The sequence below is a fragment of the Edaphobacter acidisoli genome, from assembly GCF_014642855.1.
Taxonomy (GTDB): Bacteria; Acidobacteriota; Terriglobia; order Terriglobales; family Acidobacteriaceae; genus Edaphobacter; species Edaphobacter acidisoli.
In genome coordinates this window covers 306801-323273 of sequence record NZ_BMJB01000002.1, presented here as the reverse complement: position 1 = coordinate 323273, position 16473 = coordinate 306801, and the positions used below count along the sequence as shown (strand labels likewise).

Below are 16473 nucleotides of genomic sequence, written 5' to 3'. Positions count from 1 at the left end.
GCTCAGGAGCGGTCTCCGATCAGCTTCTTCAGGTCGGCAAGCTCCTGCTCGTTGAGATCGACCAGCGGGGTGCGCACTGGGCCCGCGGGGCGTCCCACGGCGGTGAGGCCTGCCTTCACGATGGAGACCGCGTAGCCTTTGCGCCGGTTGCGGATGGCGATGTACGGCAGGACGAATTCGCGGAGGCCTGCGTAGACCTTCTCTCGGTCGCGGCTGCGCACGGCGGCGTAGAACTGCTGCGCGAAGCTGGGCAGGAAGTTGAAGATAGCCGAGGAGTACGTTGTCACGCCCATTTCGAGGTACGGCAGCGCGAAGGTTTCGGCTGTGGGCAGGCCGCCGATGTAGGTGAGGCGGTCGCCGAGGCGGGCGTAGATGCGCGTCATCAGCTCAATGTCGCCGTGGCCGTCTTTGAAGCCGACGAGGTTGGGGCAGCGCTCGGCGAGGCGGGCAAGCATGGTGTCGTCGATGATGGCGTTGTCGCGGTTGTAGAAGATGACGCCGAGCTTGGTGGAGGCGCAGACGGCTTCGGCGTGGGCGAGCAGGCCGGTAGGGTCGGCGTTGACGAGATAGGGCGGCATGAGCAGGAGGCCGTCGGCGCCTGCGCTCTCGGCTGCGGCGGCGAACTGCTTCGCCATGGCTGTGCCGTAGCCGCAGCCGGCGAGTACGGGGACGCGCCCGGCGGTTTCGCGCACGGCTGCTGAGACGACGCGGGAGAACTCGTCGAGGGTGAGGGAGAAGAATTCACCTGTGCCGCCTGCGGCGAAGAGCCCGGCGGGGTTGTGCTCCAGGAGCCAGGCGATGTGTTGGCGGTATGGGGCTTCGTCGAAGGCGAAGTCGCGGGTGAAGTGGGTGACGGGGAAAGAGAGCAGGCCTTCGCCAATCTTCTTTGCCATTTCGGCGGGGGACATCTTCTGCATGCGGTATGGCTCTCCTTTGGTACGCTCTTGATACTAAATCAGGCATGATTAAAAACAGGCTACGCGTGATTCTTCTGGGGGGAGTGCGAGCGTTGCGCAGGCTGATTGCATTGACAACAAAGTAAGGAATCGATAGAAAGGCAGTCAAGAGTAAACGATTTCTCAATTCCCCTGGCCCGCTGCTTTTCCTGACAGCGGGGTCGCATGCATGACAAAGGAGCAGCCGTGGCAGTTGTTGCAGGAGTTGATTTTGGGACGCTGAGTGTGCGCGTCACTTTGCTTTCGAGCGAGCACGGACGGCTGGCAACGGCTTCGGCGGAGTATCCGCTGGCGCGGCGGCGCGATGATCCTGATTACGCCACACAATCACACGCGGATCAGATGCAGGCGCTTGTTCGCGCGACGCGAGATGCGCTTGCCAAAGGCAAGGTCAACGGGGAAGATGTTGCCGCCATTGCGCTGGACACGACTGGATCGAGCGTGATTCCTGTCGATGCGAATCTGCAGCCGCTCGATGACTACTATCTGTGGTGCGACCATCGTGCGCACAAAGAGGCGCGGCAGATTACGGAGCTGGCGCTGGCTGAAGACCTGGAGGCGATTCACTGGTGCGGCGATGTCTACTCGCACGAGTGGGGTTTTGCGAAGCTGCTGCACTGGCTCCGACATAACCCTGAGAAACGGGGGCGCTTCGCTACGGCGCTGGAACACTGCGACATGGTTGCGGCTACGCTGATCGGCGTTACAGATCCTGCGAAGGTGAAGCGCAGCATCTGTGCGATGGGGCATAAGTGGATGTGGAACCCGAAGTGGGACGGGCTTCCGCCGCAGTGGTTTCTCTCGAAGGTCGATCCGCTGTTTGATGGAGTGCGCGCGAAGATTGGCGGCGAGTATCTTGCTTCGGATGCGGTCTCAGGGGGGCTCTCTGAGAAGTGGGCCGCGGAGATGGGCTTGAAGCCTGGCATTCCTGTTCCGGTTGGCGCGTTCGATGCGCACTGGGACGCGATTGGCGCGGGCTGCCGCGAGGGCGATGTGGTGAATGTTGTTGGCACCTCGACGTGCATCATCGCGATGGCGAAGAAGACGGAGCTGGTGCCTGGTGTCTGCGGCGTGGTGCCGGGCAGTGTGCATCCGGACTACACCGGCATCGAGGCTGGGCTTTCGGCTACGGGCGATATCTTTGAGGCCATCGCACGACGCGCCGGCGTGAAGGTCAGCGAGCTGGCGAAGGGGCTTGAAGGCTATCGCGCAGGGCAGACCGGGTTGCTGCGACTGAGCTGGGACAATGGCGATCGCACGGTGCTGGTAAATCCAGAGCTGGGTGGAGTTACTTTCGGCTGGAACCTGCTGCATACCGCGCAGGATGAGCTCTTCGCAGCGATTGAGGGAACGGCGCTGCACACGCGGATCATTCTGGAGCGGATGGCGGAGCATGGCGTTCCGGTGGAGCGCGTCATCAATGCCGGCGGCATTCCGCAGAACAATGCGGTGCTGAACCAGATCTACGCCAATGTGCTGAATAAGCCTGTGCTGGTGCCGGATGGAACGCCGACCAGCCTTGGCTCCGGCATCTTTGCGCTGCTGGCGGCGGGCGCCTTCAAGACGATTGAAGAGGCGCAGAAGAGTGTCTGCCTCCCCTATCGCACATACACGCCACAGCCTGCTGCGGTTGCGGTTTATGAGCAGCTGTATCCGCTGTATCGCAAGGCGTACTTTGCGCTGGGGCAGCCCGGAGCCAAGGCGGAGCCGCTCGGGATGGTACTACCAGAGCTAAGAAGAATTGCTGCGGCAAGCCGCTAATCAGAGCGAAAGGAACATGTCTTCGGATATTCTCGTAAGCAAAGATTAAAGACCAACCTGAATGACCACCAAATCAGCCAAGCGCACCAAGCGTAAGAGTGACAAACCGGAACGCATGGACATACGCACGATTGCGCGGATGGCTAATGTCTCGATTGCTACCGTTTCACGCACCATCAATCGCGTGCCTACGGTGAATGCCAAACTGGCCAAGCGCGTGTGGGAAGTGATCGATGAGCTCGATTATTATCCCAACACGCAGGCGCGCGCGCTGGTCTCTGGCCGCAGCCGATTATTTGGCCTTATTGTGTCGGAGATCACGAATCCGTTCTTTCCTGAGCTGATTCAGGGATTCGAGGACATTGCTGTCGAGCATGGTTTCGAGATTTTAGTCAGCTCTACCAATAACGATCCGGAACGCATGGCGCACTGTGTGCGGCGCATGATCGAGCGCAAGGTGGAAGGCGTCGCGATGATGACCTTCGGAATCGAAGAGCCGCTGCTGGAGCAACTCGCCAGGCGCAAGGTGCCGCTGGTCTTTATCGATGTGGCGCCGGAGCGGCCGGGCATCAGCCTGCTGAAGGTTGATTATCATCGCGGGATTCGTCAGGGAGTGCAGCACCTGGCTGCGCTGGGGCACAAGGACATCGCCTTCATTACCGGGCCGCCGAAGCTACATTCGGCGCACTCGCGCGAGCTGGCGTTTTCAAAGTCGCTGAAGGAGTGCGGCATCACAGAGAATCCGCGGTGGATTATCGAAGGGGACCATACGCTCGAAGGGGGCACTGCAGCCATGGAAAAGCTGTTGGCCACGAAGACGATGCCCACGGCTGTGATGTGCTCGAACGATATGACAGCAATCGGTGTGCTGCACAAGGTCTACCAGGCTGGGCTGCGCGTTCCTGATGATCTCTCGGTGATTGGCTATGACGATATCCATATTGCCGAAATGACTATTCCTCCGCTGACGACGATCCAGATGTCGCGTTATGAGTTGGCCCGCGCGGCCTTCACTGCGCTGCGCGCCCATGTGGAAGAGGGAGGCGCTTCTGCTAAACGCGAATACAACATTCCGACTACGCTGATTGTGCGCGAATCCACTGGGTTTCCCCGGGGATCGACAGTTCATCTGAATAAGCGGAGATCGTGACGGAGACGCGCGGCCGCTGTGCTTCGGTTGTGCGCTCGAGCACATTCGCGTGGTAAACCTGTTGGTGCAGCTTTGAATAGCGTGACAGCCACTTCACCAACCTAACCACCAGCCGACAGGACCAGCACATGCCATTTCGTTACTCCACGTCTGACCATCTGTTTTCGCTTCGTCCGCTGGCTGTGCTTGGCATGTGTGTCTCGCTGATGCTCGCTCCTACTGTGTCGGTCGCGCAGGCTCCGGACAGCTCCGCGCAGCAGATGGGCGGCGGAGTTAACACTGGTGGTGTGCATGAGGCAGTGCTTGATAGCCAACATCGGCCTATTACGGCTGGAGGCTTCGTCAAGAATGGCCCTGTCGTCTTCGAGGACATCTCCGAGAAGGCCGGGCTCGACACGTGGAAGCACACGATGGGCACGCCGGAGAAGAACTACATCATCGAGACGAATGGTTCGGGCGTTGGGCTGATCGACTACGACAATGATGGTTGGCTGGACATCTACATCGTCAACGGCTCGACTCCGGATGCGCTTGCGGGCAAGGCGGCCCCGCCCAAGGCGGCGTTGTTTCACAACAACCACGATGGCACCTTCACCAATGTTGCGGAGAAGGCGGGCGTGACCAATGACCGGTGGGGCGTTGGTGTTGCCATTGCGGACTATGACAACGATGGCTGGCCCGATATCTACGTCACGAACTTCGGCAAGAATCGCCTGTACCACAACAACCACGATGGCACTTTTACGGACGTCGCCGAGAAGGCTGGCGTCACGCTTGGCAACTGGTCCACTGGCGCGACCTGGGGAGACTATGACGGCGACGGGCGGCTCGACCTCTTCGTCCCGGGCTACATTCACTACGACATGGCGCATCAGCCTGCATCGGGTGTTAATGGAGTCGCGCTCTGCCAATTCCGTGGTGTGCAGACAATGTGCGGGCCGCGCGGACTGAAGGGTGAGGGCGATCATCTGTTTCACAACAATGGCGACGGCACGTTTACCGATGTGAGCGAGAAGGCTGGCGTCAGCGATAAGAATCTTTACTACGGCCTCGCTTCGCTCTTTATCGACGTGAACGGCGATGGGAAGCCCGACCTGCTCGTCGCGGATGATTCCACGCCGAACTATCTGTATATCAACAAGGGTGACGGCACGTTTGAGGATGACAGCTATGCCTCCGGCTACGCGCTGAATGAGAATGGGCGCGAGACTGCGTCGATGGGTATTGCTTATGGCGACTATCGCAACAATGGGCTCATCGATTTTTACAACACGACTTTTTCGGACGACTACAACCCGCTCTATCGCGATGACGGCGACGCCAGTTTTACCGACGTGAGTTATCAGATGGGATTGGCCGAGCCGACGATTCCCTTCCTCGGCTGGGGCGACGCCTTCATCGACTATGACAATGATGGGTGGAAGGACATCGTCATCTCTAATGGTCACGTCTATCCTCAGGTGGACAAGATGAACTGGGGCACGACGTGGGCGCAGCGTCCGCTGCTCTTCCGCAATCTTGAAGGCAAGAAGTTTGAAGAGGTGCCTCCCGTGGAGGGCACGGCACTGGCGAAGACCTATGTGGGCCGCGGTCTGGCTGTGGGCGACCTGTTCAACGATGGCAAGATGGATGTGGTCATCAATGTGCTGGATGGGCACCCGGCGCTGCTGCGGAACGTCTCGAACGACAAGCACCACTGGGTTGAGTTGAAGCTGATTGGTGGGCCGAAGAGTCCACGCGATGCTGTCGGCTCAACCGTCTACCTCACGGCTGGAGGCATGAGGCAGCGTGGCGATGTGGTCTCCGGCGGCAGCTACGCTTCCACAAATGACCCGCGCGTGCACTTCGGGCTGGGCGATGCAACGAAGATCGACAAGATTGAAGTGCATTGGCCGGATGGTCTGAAGGAGTTGTTTACGCTCAGCAAGGTTGACCAGATTGCGACGCTGACGGAAGGCAAGGGCAGCAAGCTGTAGCCGCATCCTTCGCCGAAATTCCGGCGCTCCGCTGGCGTACATACCTGTGCCTCGTGCAAACTGTTGGCATGGTTCGCGTAGGCGTTGATGAAAACCTGGCTGAGGAGCTGGTTGCGGGGTTTCCGGCTGAGGCGCAGATTGTCCGGATTCCGCGTCAGTCTTCCGATGTGCTGGATGTCGATTTCTGGATCATTCCCTTTGCACGCAAGAATGCGCAGGAGACCTTTCGGCGTCTGCGCGGGGTGAAGGTGGTGCAGTCGATGATGGCGGGTATCGACTGGATTGCGCCGTGGCTGCCGAAGGACGTTGTGTTGTGCGATGGGCGCGGCATTCATGACATCTCCGCGTCGGAGTGGGTGCTGGCTGCCATCCTCGCTTCGCTGAAGCGCTTTCCGCTGTACCGCGACATGCAGACTGCGCAGGAGTGGCGCGGGCAGGCCGCTGAGACGGGAGGCTTTCTCAACGAGCGCGGGCCGCAGATTGGGCAGTACAAGGTTCTGGGCGATGACCTCGCGGGCAAGACTGTGTTGATCGTCGGCTATGGGTCTATCGGTGCGGCGATAGAGGCGCGGCTTGCGCCGTTTGGGGTCAACATGCTGCGCGTGGCGCGCAGTGCGCGGAACAAGCCGGAGGTTGCGAGCGTTGGCGAACTCGACAAGCTTCTGCCACAGGCGGATATTGTGGTCGCTATTGTTCCGCTTACGCCTGAAACGGAAGGGATGATCGGCGCACGGCAGATTGGGCTGATGAAGCATGGCGCGTTGCTTGTGAACGCCGCGCGCGGCCCGGTCGTCGATACTATGGCGTTGGTCGAGGCGCTTCAGGGGCGTCGCATCAGCGCGGCTCTTGATGTGACTGATCCGGAGCCGCTGCCGCAGGGGCATCCTTTGTGGAGCGCACCGAACTGTCTGATCACTCCGCACGTTGGCGGTTCGACGCCTGAGTTTATTCACCGCGCCTTCCGCTTTGGTGCGGAACAGGTAAGGCGCTATATCGCTGGCGAACCGCTTGAAAACGTGGTGTCTGACGCAGGCTATTGAAGGGTATAAAGACAAAGGCCCGCGTCCTCGATGGATGCGAGCCTTCTATTTTTCCCGCTGCGACTGACGGTAGCTGAAGAAACCTTACAGCGGTGACGGTTTAGGCGTCTTCTTCCTCGTCATCGTCTTCGTCGTCATCCTCGTCTTCAAAGTCATCGTCATCATCGTCGTCATCTTCATAGTCGTCGTCATCTTCGAAGTCGTCGTCTTCGTCATCGACATCGCCGTCATCATCTTCTTCGTCGAATTCGTCGTCGTCCTGATCTTCTTCCTCGTCGTAGCCGTCGCGGTCGTTGTCCTCTTCATCTTCATCGAGACGGGGCGCGCGCGGGGATACAACGAGGGTTTCTTCGTGAAGCAGGCCAAGCATCTCTCCGCAGGCTGAGTCGATGTTCGTAGCGAAGAGAGGTGCGATGTTGATGTTCAGGCTCTCGGCGTTCAGGCTTTCGGCGGCCATGCGGTTTTTCTCCCTAAAGCAAAAGGTGTACTGGGGTAGGATGCAGCAAATCGAAAAAAGTGAGTACGGAGGCCTGCTTCTCCAGCCACGCGTTCCCTGTTTTTAAGTAACAGCTTCGCGCGGACAGCGCAACCTCTCTGTCCGCGCTCGAAGCGGTTACTTCGATGCGAGCACAATCGACTCTTCCAGGATATCGAGTGCCACGTCGGCTTCCTGCTGGTTGACCACCAGAGGCGGGCAGAGGCGGATGCTGTTTGCACCGCAACCAAGAATCAGTAACCCGCGCTCGAAGGCCAGTTCGACGATCTTGTCGCGCAGGTCGCCGGCGGCCTCGCGCGTCTTCTGGTCCTTGACGATCTCGATGCCGATCATCAGGCCGCGCCCGCGTATGTCGCCAACGTGAGGGTGTTTGGCGACCCAGCCCTTCAGCCGGTCGATCATCTTCGCGCCAACCTGCGCTGCATTTTTGAGCGCGTCCCGCTCGATGATGTCGAGCGTGGCGAGGGCCGCAGCGATGGCAATCGGATTGCCTCCATACGTGCTGGCGTGGGAGCCGGGGACCCAGTTCATGACGCTGGCCTTTGTCATGCAGACGCCGAGCGGCATGCCGGAGGCGATGCCTTTGGCGATGCAGACGATGTCGGGCTGGACGCCGGAGTGATCGATGGCCCACCACTTGCCGGTGCGGCCCACGCCGGACTGCACCTCGTCGGCGATGAGCAGGATGCCGTGCTGGTCGCAGATGCGGCGGATCTCCTTGAGGAAGTTGTCTGGAGCCACAACGTAACCGCCTTCGCCCTGGATGGGTTCAAGGATGATGGCTGCGACCTCTTCGGGAGGAAGGATGGTCTTGAAGAGCTTCTCTTCGATGTAGCGTGCGCAGTTGAGCGCGTAGGCTTCCTGCTCCTCGGCTGTGCCGGTGCAGTTGCGGTACGCATATGGATACGGGACGTGGTGCACGCCGGGGACGAGCGGGGCGAAGCGGCGCTTCTGCTGGGGCTTCGAGGCTGTCAGCGAGAGCGCACCCATGGTGCGGCCGTGGAATGCGCCGAAGAAGGCGATGATGTTCTGCCGGCCGGTGTGGTAGCGGGCGACCTTGATGGCGCACTCGACCGCTTCGGCGCCGGAGTTGCCGTAGTAGAAGCGGTGCGGGCCAGGCATCGGCGCGATGGCGCTGAGGCGGTCGGCCAGCTTGATCATGTGGTCGTAGTAGAAGTCCGTGCCGGACATGTGGATCAGCTCGGCGGCCTGGTCCTGGATGGCTTTGACGACCTCAGGATGACAATGGCCGGTCGAGTTGACGGCGATGCCGGCGGCGAAGTCGAGGAACTCGTTGCCGTCGACGTCGGTGACGCGGATGCCGCGGCCGGACTTCGCAACCATGGGATAACTGCGCGTGTAGCTGGGCGAGATGACGCGGTCGTCATCGGCAACTACCTTCTTCGCGAGTGGGCCCGGCAGGGCGGTCTTCAGCCTGGGGCCAAATTTGGCGTGGTCGGCTTCGGTGGCAATGCGGGACTGTTCCTGTGCAAGGGTGCTCATGGGTGTCTCCTCAAAAATGTTTAGGCAGCGGTATGTAGATGGCCGTCCGCGCCGCGCCAGTCAATGAGTCAATGGGCTTGCGGCATGTCGCGCGCGTTGCGCTGGCGGATCGGGGCTTGCGCTGTGGACTTCGCCGGTCTGGAGATTCACTTCCGCTTAGTCGCCGGCGAAGAGACTAGGTCGCGAGGACGATGGCAGCACGCGCAGATACCACCGCGGCATCTGGCGCCTTCTGGAGTTGCACCAGAGGCCCCGTGCCGTCAGGGAATGATAAAACGTGGCTGAAGAGCGCGCTTTCATGGGCAAACCTGAAGCCTGCTGCCAAAAGTATATCGCAGAGCAGGCTCAGTGCAGGATTCCGCCGGGCACGAGCGGCTCCAGGCTTCCACCGTCAAACTGCACGGTAAAGGCAAGCATCTCGGGCAGTAGATCCTTCTCGGCTGTGGTGAAGTCGAAGCAGACAATCTGTTTGGTCTGCTCGGCGATACTTGCCTTGCTGTGCTTGTCGGGAACCTCGCCCAGCATGCACGCCTTGGCGGCATACGTCATCTTCGGCGGAGCAACGCTGTTCACATCGACTGCCGCAGGATGCCTGACTGCGGCGATGGTAATCGAAGCCGGATGGCCGTCGATGGTGTAGTGAGTGGCATCACGGGTGACCTCGGGCTTGCCATAGCGCTTGAGCTGGCGTAACACCTGCTCGCGCGTGAAGCTGTCGAGGTTCGCAGCAGCCGATTGAAGCACCTTGGGACATGTCGATCCGATGCTCGAGACGACGAATGCCGAGGTTCCAACTGGGGTCGCCGAGCTACCCGCCAGACCGGACTTTACGCAGGCCTGCGTGGAATCGAGCTTGGCCGGCGTGAACTGCTCCGGCGTAAAGCGCTGGGGATAGAAGTAGGTAATCCCCATGGATTGGTCGTGATAAATCCGGGGCACACCGCCTGACTGCGCAGGCGCCTGCGGAAGACTTACCAGACACAGAACAAGCAGAACGAAAGGCGCAGCGAAACGTGAAGGCATGCGTTAATCCTAGCATCGCCACCGTATCCATCTGAAGACTGCGCGTCATTGGAGAAATTCATTTGACCCCGTTGCGGATAACATGAAGGGGATGCCTGGTTCTCCGTCATCGCCAAATCGCACGCGCACTCTGATCTCGTTTGTCTGCATCTATTTCTTCTGGGGCAGTACATTCCTGGCTGTGCGTTACGGTGTGGAGGTGCTTCCACCCTTCGTGCTGGTCACCTTGCGCTTTCTGATTGCCGCCCTGATTGTGCTTGGCGCGTGCGTGATCTTCCGAAAACCGGTATTGCCTAGTCGGCGCGAGCTGGGGATGCTGGTCATTATCGGCATACTGATGCTGGGTTTGGGCAATCCGGGCGTCGCCTGGAGCGAACAGTACATCTCGAGCGGACTCGCTTCCCTACTTGCGGCGACCATTCCTCTTTATGCCGCTCTGATTGAAATGCTGCTTCCAAATGATGGAGGATTGCCTGCGCGGGGATGGCTTGGCATCTTCATCGGCTTCCTTGGCTTGAGCTTTCTGCTGTGGCCGGGCCTGCGCGACAGCCTGCATGGCGACTCGCGCCAGATCATCGCGGCAGGCGCCGCGCTCTTTGGAGCATTTTGCTGGACCTGCGCCTCGGTCATCTCGCGGCGTACTCGATTCCGCATTGGCGGCTTTGCAGCAGCAGGTTGGCAACTGCTCTTCGGAGGTCTGTTCAACCTTTGCGTGATGCTTGCGCTTGGCCGATATCACCATGCCAGATGGGGCGTGCAGGCATGGAGTTCGGTTGCCTACCTCGTTGTCTTCGGCTCGCTGACAGGCTTCACCGCCTATATCTACCTGCTAGACCATGTTCCGGTATCAAAGGTAGCGACCTACGCGTATGTGAATCCGGTGATTGCTGTTGTGCTGGGCGCGGTGATACTACACGAGCGCTTTGTGCCGGTTGAGTATGTCGGCATGGGAGCGGTGCTGCTTGCTGTATTTCTGGTGACCGGCGCGAACCTGAAGACAGGAGCGGTCAATGTGATCGACGAGGACATTGCCGCCAGCGGCAGTGTCTAGTTCACCGCTGCTCGTTCACTGCTGCGTGAACTGCAAGCAACTGCTCGAGCACGGACTTGAGCTTGTTGAGGTGAAGGGCGTTGGCTCCGTCGGACTTTGCCTCAGCGGGATTGTCGTGGACTTCGAGAAAGACGCCATCAACTCCAGCGGCTACAGCCGCGCGTGTGAGTACTGGGATGAATTCGGGCTGGCCGCCGCTGACGCCGTTGGCCGCCGAGGGCGTCTGCACCGAGTGCGTACCGTCGAAGACTACCGGAGCAAAGCCCCGCAAGACGGGCAGGGAGCGCATGTCGACGACGAGGTTGTTGTAGCCAAAGCTCGCGCCACGCTCTGTAAGCGAGACACGTTCATTGCCGCTCTCGCGAATCTTCTCGACGGCGTGGCGCATGTCCCAGGGTGCGACAAACTGTCCCTTCTTCACGTTGATGGCGCGGCAAGTCTTCGCTGCGGCGGCGAGCAGATCAGTCTGGCGGCAGAGGAACGCCGGGATTTGCAGAACATCGACGGCTTCAGCGACCGGCGTGCAGTCTTCGGCGGTGTGAACGTCGGTAAGGACGGGCAGGCCGGTGCTCTCGCCGATGGCGCGCAGGATGCGGCAGCCTTCTGTAAGGCCCGGCCCGCGAAAGCTGCGCAGTGAGGTGCGGTTGGCCTTGTCGTAGCTGGCCTTGAAGATGTACGGGACGCCAAGGTCCGCGGTGACGCGCTGGATTGCGTCGGCCATCTTGCGGGCATGGGCCTCAGACTCGATCACGCAAGGACCTGCAATCAGGAACAACCTGCCCCGGCCAACTTCGACCTGCCTGGAGCCTTCGCCAACATGGAATGGATGCGTCACGCTCTTATTTCAACATAAGTGGAGCATGCGGACTCGATCGTTCGTTCGCGGGCGCTCAGTTGGTCTGGGCGGCAGCCTCTTTGTCCGCCTTCTCTTCGTGATACTCCTGCTCGGTGTTGATCTCCCACAGCGAAGCTTTGTCTACCTTGCCGGCGATGATGCCGTCGACCGCGGTCATTGCGGTCAACATGCTATGGTCCTGGTTGTTGTACTTGTGCATGCCGTTACGGCCTACCAGGAACAGGTTTTCGAAACGGTCGACAAACTCACGCAGCTCGTCGAAGCGGTCGTAGGTTCCGAAGTAGGCTGGGTACGTCTTTGGTACGCGCACAACGTGGCCGTCTTCTACATCTGTCGCGTCCAGAATCCCGATTTTGGCCACCTCGGCGATGGCAAACTTTTTCAACTCCTCGTCCGGCATCTTCCATAGATCGTCGGTGTCGTAACAGAAGTATTCGAGGCCGATCCATACCTTTGCGGGATCGGATACGAGGTGTGGACTCCAGTTGTTGAAGATTTGTAACCGTCCCAGTAACACATCCGGTTCCTGCACGTAAATCCACGTATCTTTGAGCAGACCGCCGTCGGGCTCGCGCACCTTCAGTTTGTCGGCAAGAAGGCCGACCGTGATGAAGTCTCTGTACTGCAGGCCCTGGCTGACCTCACGCACGTTCTCGGGCACAGGCGCGTCCATCGCGGCGATCAGCTCGCGCATTGGCATGGTCGAGAAAAAATAATCTCCACTGAATGTCCGCCGCTCACCCGCATCGTTCACCGCATCTACCGACACGACGCGATTCCCTTCGCAGTGAATCTTCACCACACGCCAACCCATGTGAATCTCGCCGCCTTTGGCGGCAATCTGATCGGCTACGTGCTCCCACAACTGGCCGGGGCCGAGCTTGGGATACATGAACCGCTCAATCAGGCTGGTATCTGTGCCTTTCTGCGAGACATCTCCATGCTGTTTCTTGCCAAATGTCTTCTTCAGGAAGTGCTTCACTGCGCTCGTCAGGCTAAGGCCTTTGATGCGTTGCGCGCCCCACTCTGCAGAAATTTCGTTGCATGGCGTTCCCCAGACCTTCTCGGTGTAGCTCTTGAAGAATGTCAGGTAGAGCTGGCGCCCGAAGCGATTAATCAGGAAGTCTTCGAGGCTTTTTTCTGGAGCGATCTGACTGACTCGCGACTTCATGTAACTGGCACCGACCTTGACTGTGCGAGTGGCGCCAAGATTTTTGAGAGTCGTTGCTGTCAGGGTGATTGGATAGTCGAAAAACTTGCGTAGGTAGTAGATCCTGCTCTTGCGCGGGCGGATCAGCATCACGAGGTCAGGATCAGCCGCTGGCTGCACCGCCACCTCTTCGGCAATCTCTTCCGGCGCGGGCTCCTTGTCCTCTTCAAACACCGCACCCGGCGCGTGATGAATGATCGGCCCGGCGCCGCGCAGCACAGGCTCTTCGGGCAGATGCGCAGGGACGACGACGCGCTTCTTGCCCTGATAGCTGATCTTCGGTGCCGCATCGTCGGTGGTCTCGGGCGGCATCAGATCGATCCACCACTGCATCACGCGGTCGCTCTTCGAGAAGAACCGGTGGCCGCCGATATCCATCCGGTTCCCTTTGTACTTGATCGTCCGTGAGATGCCACCGATCTCGTCGCTGGCTTCAAGGATGACCGGCATGACATCCGACCGCCGTAAAAATTCAAGGCCAGCCGTCAATCCTGCCGGTCCAGCACCGATAATCACAGCGGTTTTCTTCACGCGATTCCTACCACTTTCTGAAGTATTCCCGCTTGATTATATGTGCTCGTCCGGGGCCTGCCCGTTAGACGCGACTCCCTTCGGGCTGGCGCTGCTTGACGATAAACTCCAGCCCCTTTTTGCTGTCTTTCACCTCGACATGGTCGCCGTGCAGGACGCTGCCGTCGAGGATCTTTACCGCCAGCGGGTCCTGCACCATGCGCTGGATGGCCCGCTTCAACGGACGCGCGCCATAAGCGCGATCGTAGCCGGCTTTGAAGATCGCCTTGCGTGCGCCATCGGTCAGCTCCAGCGTGATTCTGCGGTCTGCCAGCAGCTTTTCGAGGTCCTTGAGCCGTAGATCGACGATGTGGGTCAACTGCTCGTCGCCGAGCGGATGGAAGACGACGATATCGTCCACGCGGTTCAGAAACTCCGGACGGAAGTGCTTCTTCAACTCGTCGATGACGCGCTCCTTCGCTTCGTTGAAGCCCTCTTCGCCCTGCGCCCAGGCAGAGGTCAACTGCGCTGCGCCGACGTTCGAGGTCATGATAAGCACGGTATTTTTGAAGTCCACCGTCCGGCCCTTGGAGTCGGTCAGGCGTCCATCGTCGAGTACCTGCAGGAGCACGTTGAAGACGTCGGGATGTGCTTTTTCGATCTCGTCGAAGAGCACGACGGAGTACGGACGGCGACGGACGGCTTCGGTCAACTGACCGCCCTCGTCGTAACCGACGTATCCCGGAGGCGCGCCGATCAAGCGCGCGACGGCGTGCTTCTCCATGTACTCGCTCATGTCGATCCGCACCATTGCGGACTCGTCGTCGAAGAGAAACTCTGCGAGCGCACGCGCGGTTTCGGTCTTGCCGACGCCGGTGGGACCAAGGAAGATGAACGAACCAATCGGCCGCTTGGGGTCGCTCAGGCCCGCGCGGGAACGCCGGATGGCGTTGGCTACGACCGAGAGCGCCTCGTCCTGGCCCACGACGCGGTCGCGCAGACGGTCCTCCATCTGCACCAGCTTCTGCGTCTCGCCTTCGAGCATCTTGGCGACGGGGATTCCTGTCCACTTCGACACGATGCGGGCGATATCTTCTTCGTCGACCTCTTCTTTCAACATGCGGGCCGGCTTGGGCGCGACGCCCTTGGCGGCCTCGGCTGCATCTTCCTTCACTGCTTCGTCCTGCAGCGAGGTCAACTCCTTCAACTCCGCTTCCATCCTGGGAATTTCACCGTACTGCAACTCGGCTGCACGCTGAAGATTGCCTTTGCGTGTCTCCTCTTCCATCTGGAAGCGCAGGCCCTCCAACTGCTGCTTCAGCTCGGCGATGCGGCCAATCGCGCCGCGCTCTTTTTGCCAACGCGCGCGCAGGGCCGCGGACTGCTCCTTGACCTCGGCCAGTTCGCGCTCGACGGCTTCGAGGCGGTCCTTTGAGTTGGGATCGCTCTCGCGCTTGAGCGCCGCGCACTCGATTTCGAGTGAAGTTGCGCGGCGTTCGAGGTCGTCGATCTCAACCGGCACGGACCCAATCTGAATCGCCAGCGCTGCTGCTGCTTCGTCGACGAGGTCGATTGCCTTGTCGGGCAGAAAGCGGTCGGAGATGTAGCGGTGCGACAGCGTTGCCGCGGCCACGATGGCCGAGTCCTTGACCCGCACCTTGTGGTGCGCCTCGTACTTCTCTTTGAGCCCGCGCAGGATGGCGATGGTGTCTTCGACGTTCGGCTCGCCGACGTAGACGACCTGGAAGCGGCGCTCGAGCGCAGCGTCTTTTTCGATGTATTTGCGGTACTCGTTGAGCGTGGTTGCGCCGATGGCACGGAGCTGGCCGCGCGCGAGCGCTGGTTTGAGCATGTTGCTCGCGTCCATCGCGCCTTCGGCTGCGCCTGCGCCGACGAGCGTGTGTAGCTCGTCGATGAATAAGATAATTTCGCCGTTCGATGCTTCGATGTCGGTCAGGACGGCTTTGAGGCGCTCTTCGAATTCGCCGCGAAACTTCGCGCCTGCGACCATCGATGCGAGGTCGAGCGCGCAGACGCGCTTGTTTTTAAGAATCTCAGGCACATCGCCGAGGAAGATTCTGCGTGCGAGACCTTCTACGATGGCGGTCTTGCCCACGCCGGGCTCGCCGATCAGGACTGGATTGTTCTTCGTTCTGCGCGAGAGCACCTGCACGACGCGGCGAATCTCTTCGTCGCGGCCAATCACCGGGTCGAGCTTGCCGCGGCGCGCCAGGTCGGTCAGGTCTTTTGCGTACTTTTCGAGCGCCTGGAATTTGCCCTCAGGGTTCTGGTCGGTCACGCGCTGGCTGCCGCGCACCGCGCTCAGCGCCTTGAGGATGGAGTCGTGCGTAGCGCCCAGCGCCGCGAGCGCGGACTGCACGGCGTCACCCTTCGCTACACCCGGGGCCTTCGACAGGGCCAGCAGCAGGTGCTCGGTCGAGACGTAATCGTCCTTGAAGTTTTCTGCTTCCTTGAATGCCTGCTCGAGCACCTTCTGGAGCGGAGCGCTCAGGCCGGGCTGCGTGCCTCCCTGTACCTTCGGCAACTTCTGGATCGCGGAGTTCACCCCCGCAAGCAACTGCTGGACAGGCACACCGATCTTTTCGAGCACTGGAATGACCACGCCCTCGCGGTCTTCGAGCAGCGCCGCCATCAGGTGCAGCGGCATCACCTCCGGATTGCCGTTTTCAGCCGCGAGCTGGCTGGCCGCCTGCACAGCCTCCTGCGACTTCACTGTAAATTTGTCCCACTTCATCGCCATCGTTCACCCCTTCCCACTGATCTTCTTCCTGGCACCCGCAATTGTTCCACGTGGAGCAATCGGCACCTTGTGCTGATACTCCTTTTCCCGGAGAAATAACAGGAAGGCCCAAGTCAGGACGACCCTCTGCCGCTCCGCAGTCTTCTGCGAATGAGAGGGATTACGGACCCGGCCCGGACA

Annotated in this window: 12 protein-coding genes; 5 read left to right on the top strand and 7 right to left on the bottom strand. The window is 60.1% G+C overall.

The genetic code is table 11. The features are described 5' to 3' along the window. Positions 1 to 2: 2 nt before the first annotated feature. Positions 3 to 917 carry a 5-dehydro-4-deoxyglucarate dehydratase gene (gene kdgD, locus IEX36_RS14440; RefSeq protein ID WP_188760260.1) on the bottom strand — a complete coding sequence of 305 codons (915 nt, stop codon included), beginning with the start codon at positions 915 to 917 and terminating at the stop codon, positions 3 to 5. A gap of 225 nt (positions 918 to 1142) precedes the next feature. Between kdgD and IEX36_RS14435 the strand changes: the two genes are divergently transcribed. From IEX36_RS14435 to IEX36_RS14420, 4 genes are all read left to right on the top strand, one after another. After that, on the top strand, positions 1143 to 2717 hold the full coding sequence (locus IEX36_RS14435) for a ribulokinase (protein ID WP_188760259.1): 1575 nt from the start codon (positions 1143 to 1145) through the stop codon (positions 2715 to 2717). A 61-nt stretch (positions 2718 to 2778) separates the two neighbouring features. Next, positions 2779 to 3867 carry a LacI family DNA-binding transcriptional regulator gene (locus IEX36_RS14430; protein WP_229669031.1) on the top strand — a complete coding sequence of 363 codons (1089 nt, stop codon included), beginning with the start codon at positions 2779 to 2781 and terminating at the stop codon, positions 3865 to 3867. Between the two features lie 128 nt (positions 3868 to 3995). Continuing rightward, positions 3996 to 5843, top strand: a complete 1848-nt coding sequence (locus IEX36_RS14425) for a CRTAC1 family protein (protein WP_188760258.1) — start codon at positions 3996 to 3998, stop codon at positions 5841 to 5843. A gap of 68 nt (positions 5844 to 5911) precedes the next feature. Beyond that, complete coding sequence (locus tag IEX36_RS14420; protein WP_188760257.1) at positions 5912 to 6883, top strand: 2-hydroxyacid dehydrogenase; 972 nt, start codon at positions 5912 to 5914, stop codon at positions 6881 to 6883. A gap of 100 nt (positions 6884 to 6983) precedes the next feature. Here IEX36_RS14420 and IEX36_RS14415 read toward each other — a convergent pair whose 3' ends face one another. The 3 genes from IEX36_RS14415 to IEX36_RS14405 form a co-directional block, all read right to left on the bottom strand. Then, positions 6984 to 7340 carry a hypothetical protein gene (locus tag IEX36_RS14415; RefSeq protein ID WP_188760256.1) on the bottom strand — a complete coding sequence of 119 codons (357 nt, stop codon included), beginning with the start codon at positions 7338 to 7340 and terminating at the stop codon, positions 6984 to 6986. A 156-nt stretch (positions 7341 to 7496) separates the two neighbouring features. After that, complete coding sequence (locus IEX36_RS14410; RefSeq protein ID WP_188760255.1) at positions 7497 to 8882, bottom strand: acetyl ornithine aminotransferase family protein; 1386 nt, start codon at positions 8880 to 8882, stop codon at positions 7497 to 7499. Positions 8883 to 9227: 345 nt separating this feature from the next. Then, on the bottom strand, positions 9228 to 9905 hold the full coding sequence (locus IEX36_RS14405; protein ID WP_188760254.1) for a hypothetical protein: 678 nt from the start codon (positions 9903 to 9905) through the stop codon (positions 9228 to 9230). 91 nt (positions 9906 to 9996) lie between these two features. Here IEX36_RS14405 and IEX36_RS14400 point away from each other — a divergent pair, with 91 nt between their 5' ends. Beyond that, positions 9997 to 10956, top strand: coding sequence for an EamA family transporter (locus tag IEX36_RS14400; protein ID WP_188760253.1), 960 nt, complete (start codon positions 9997 to 9999; stop codon positions 10954 to 10956). A gap of 1 nt (position 10957) precedes the next feature. On the opposite strand, the gene kdsA is transcribed toward IEX36_RS14400, so the two are convergent. From kdsA to clpB, 3 genes are all read right to left on the bottom strand, one after another. Beyond that, on the bottom strand, positions 10958 to 11791 hold the full coding sequence (kdsA, locus tag IEX36_RS14395; RefSeq protein ID WP_188760252.1) for a 3-deoxy-8-phosphooctulonate synthase: 834 nt from the start codon (positions 11789 to 11791) through the stop codon (positions 10958 to 10960). 55 nt (positions 11792 to 11846) lie between these two features. Continuing rightward, positions 11847 to 13553: an NAD(P)/FAD-dependent oxidoreductase gene (locus IEX36_RS14390; RefSeq protein ID WP_188760251.1), complete on the bottom strand. Its 1707-nt coding sequence runs from the start codon at positions 13551 to 13553 to the stop codon at positions 11847 to 11849. A 64-nt stretch (positions 13554 to 13617) separates the two neighbouring features. Next, entirely contained in the window at positions 13618 to 16293 is a 2676-nt protein-coding gene (clpB, locus tag IEX36_RS14385) for an ATP-dependent chaperone ClpB (protein WP_188760250.1), read from the bottom strand. Positions 16294 to 16473 lie beyond the last annotated feature (180 nt).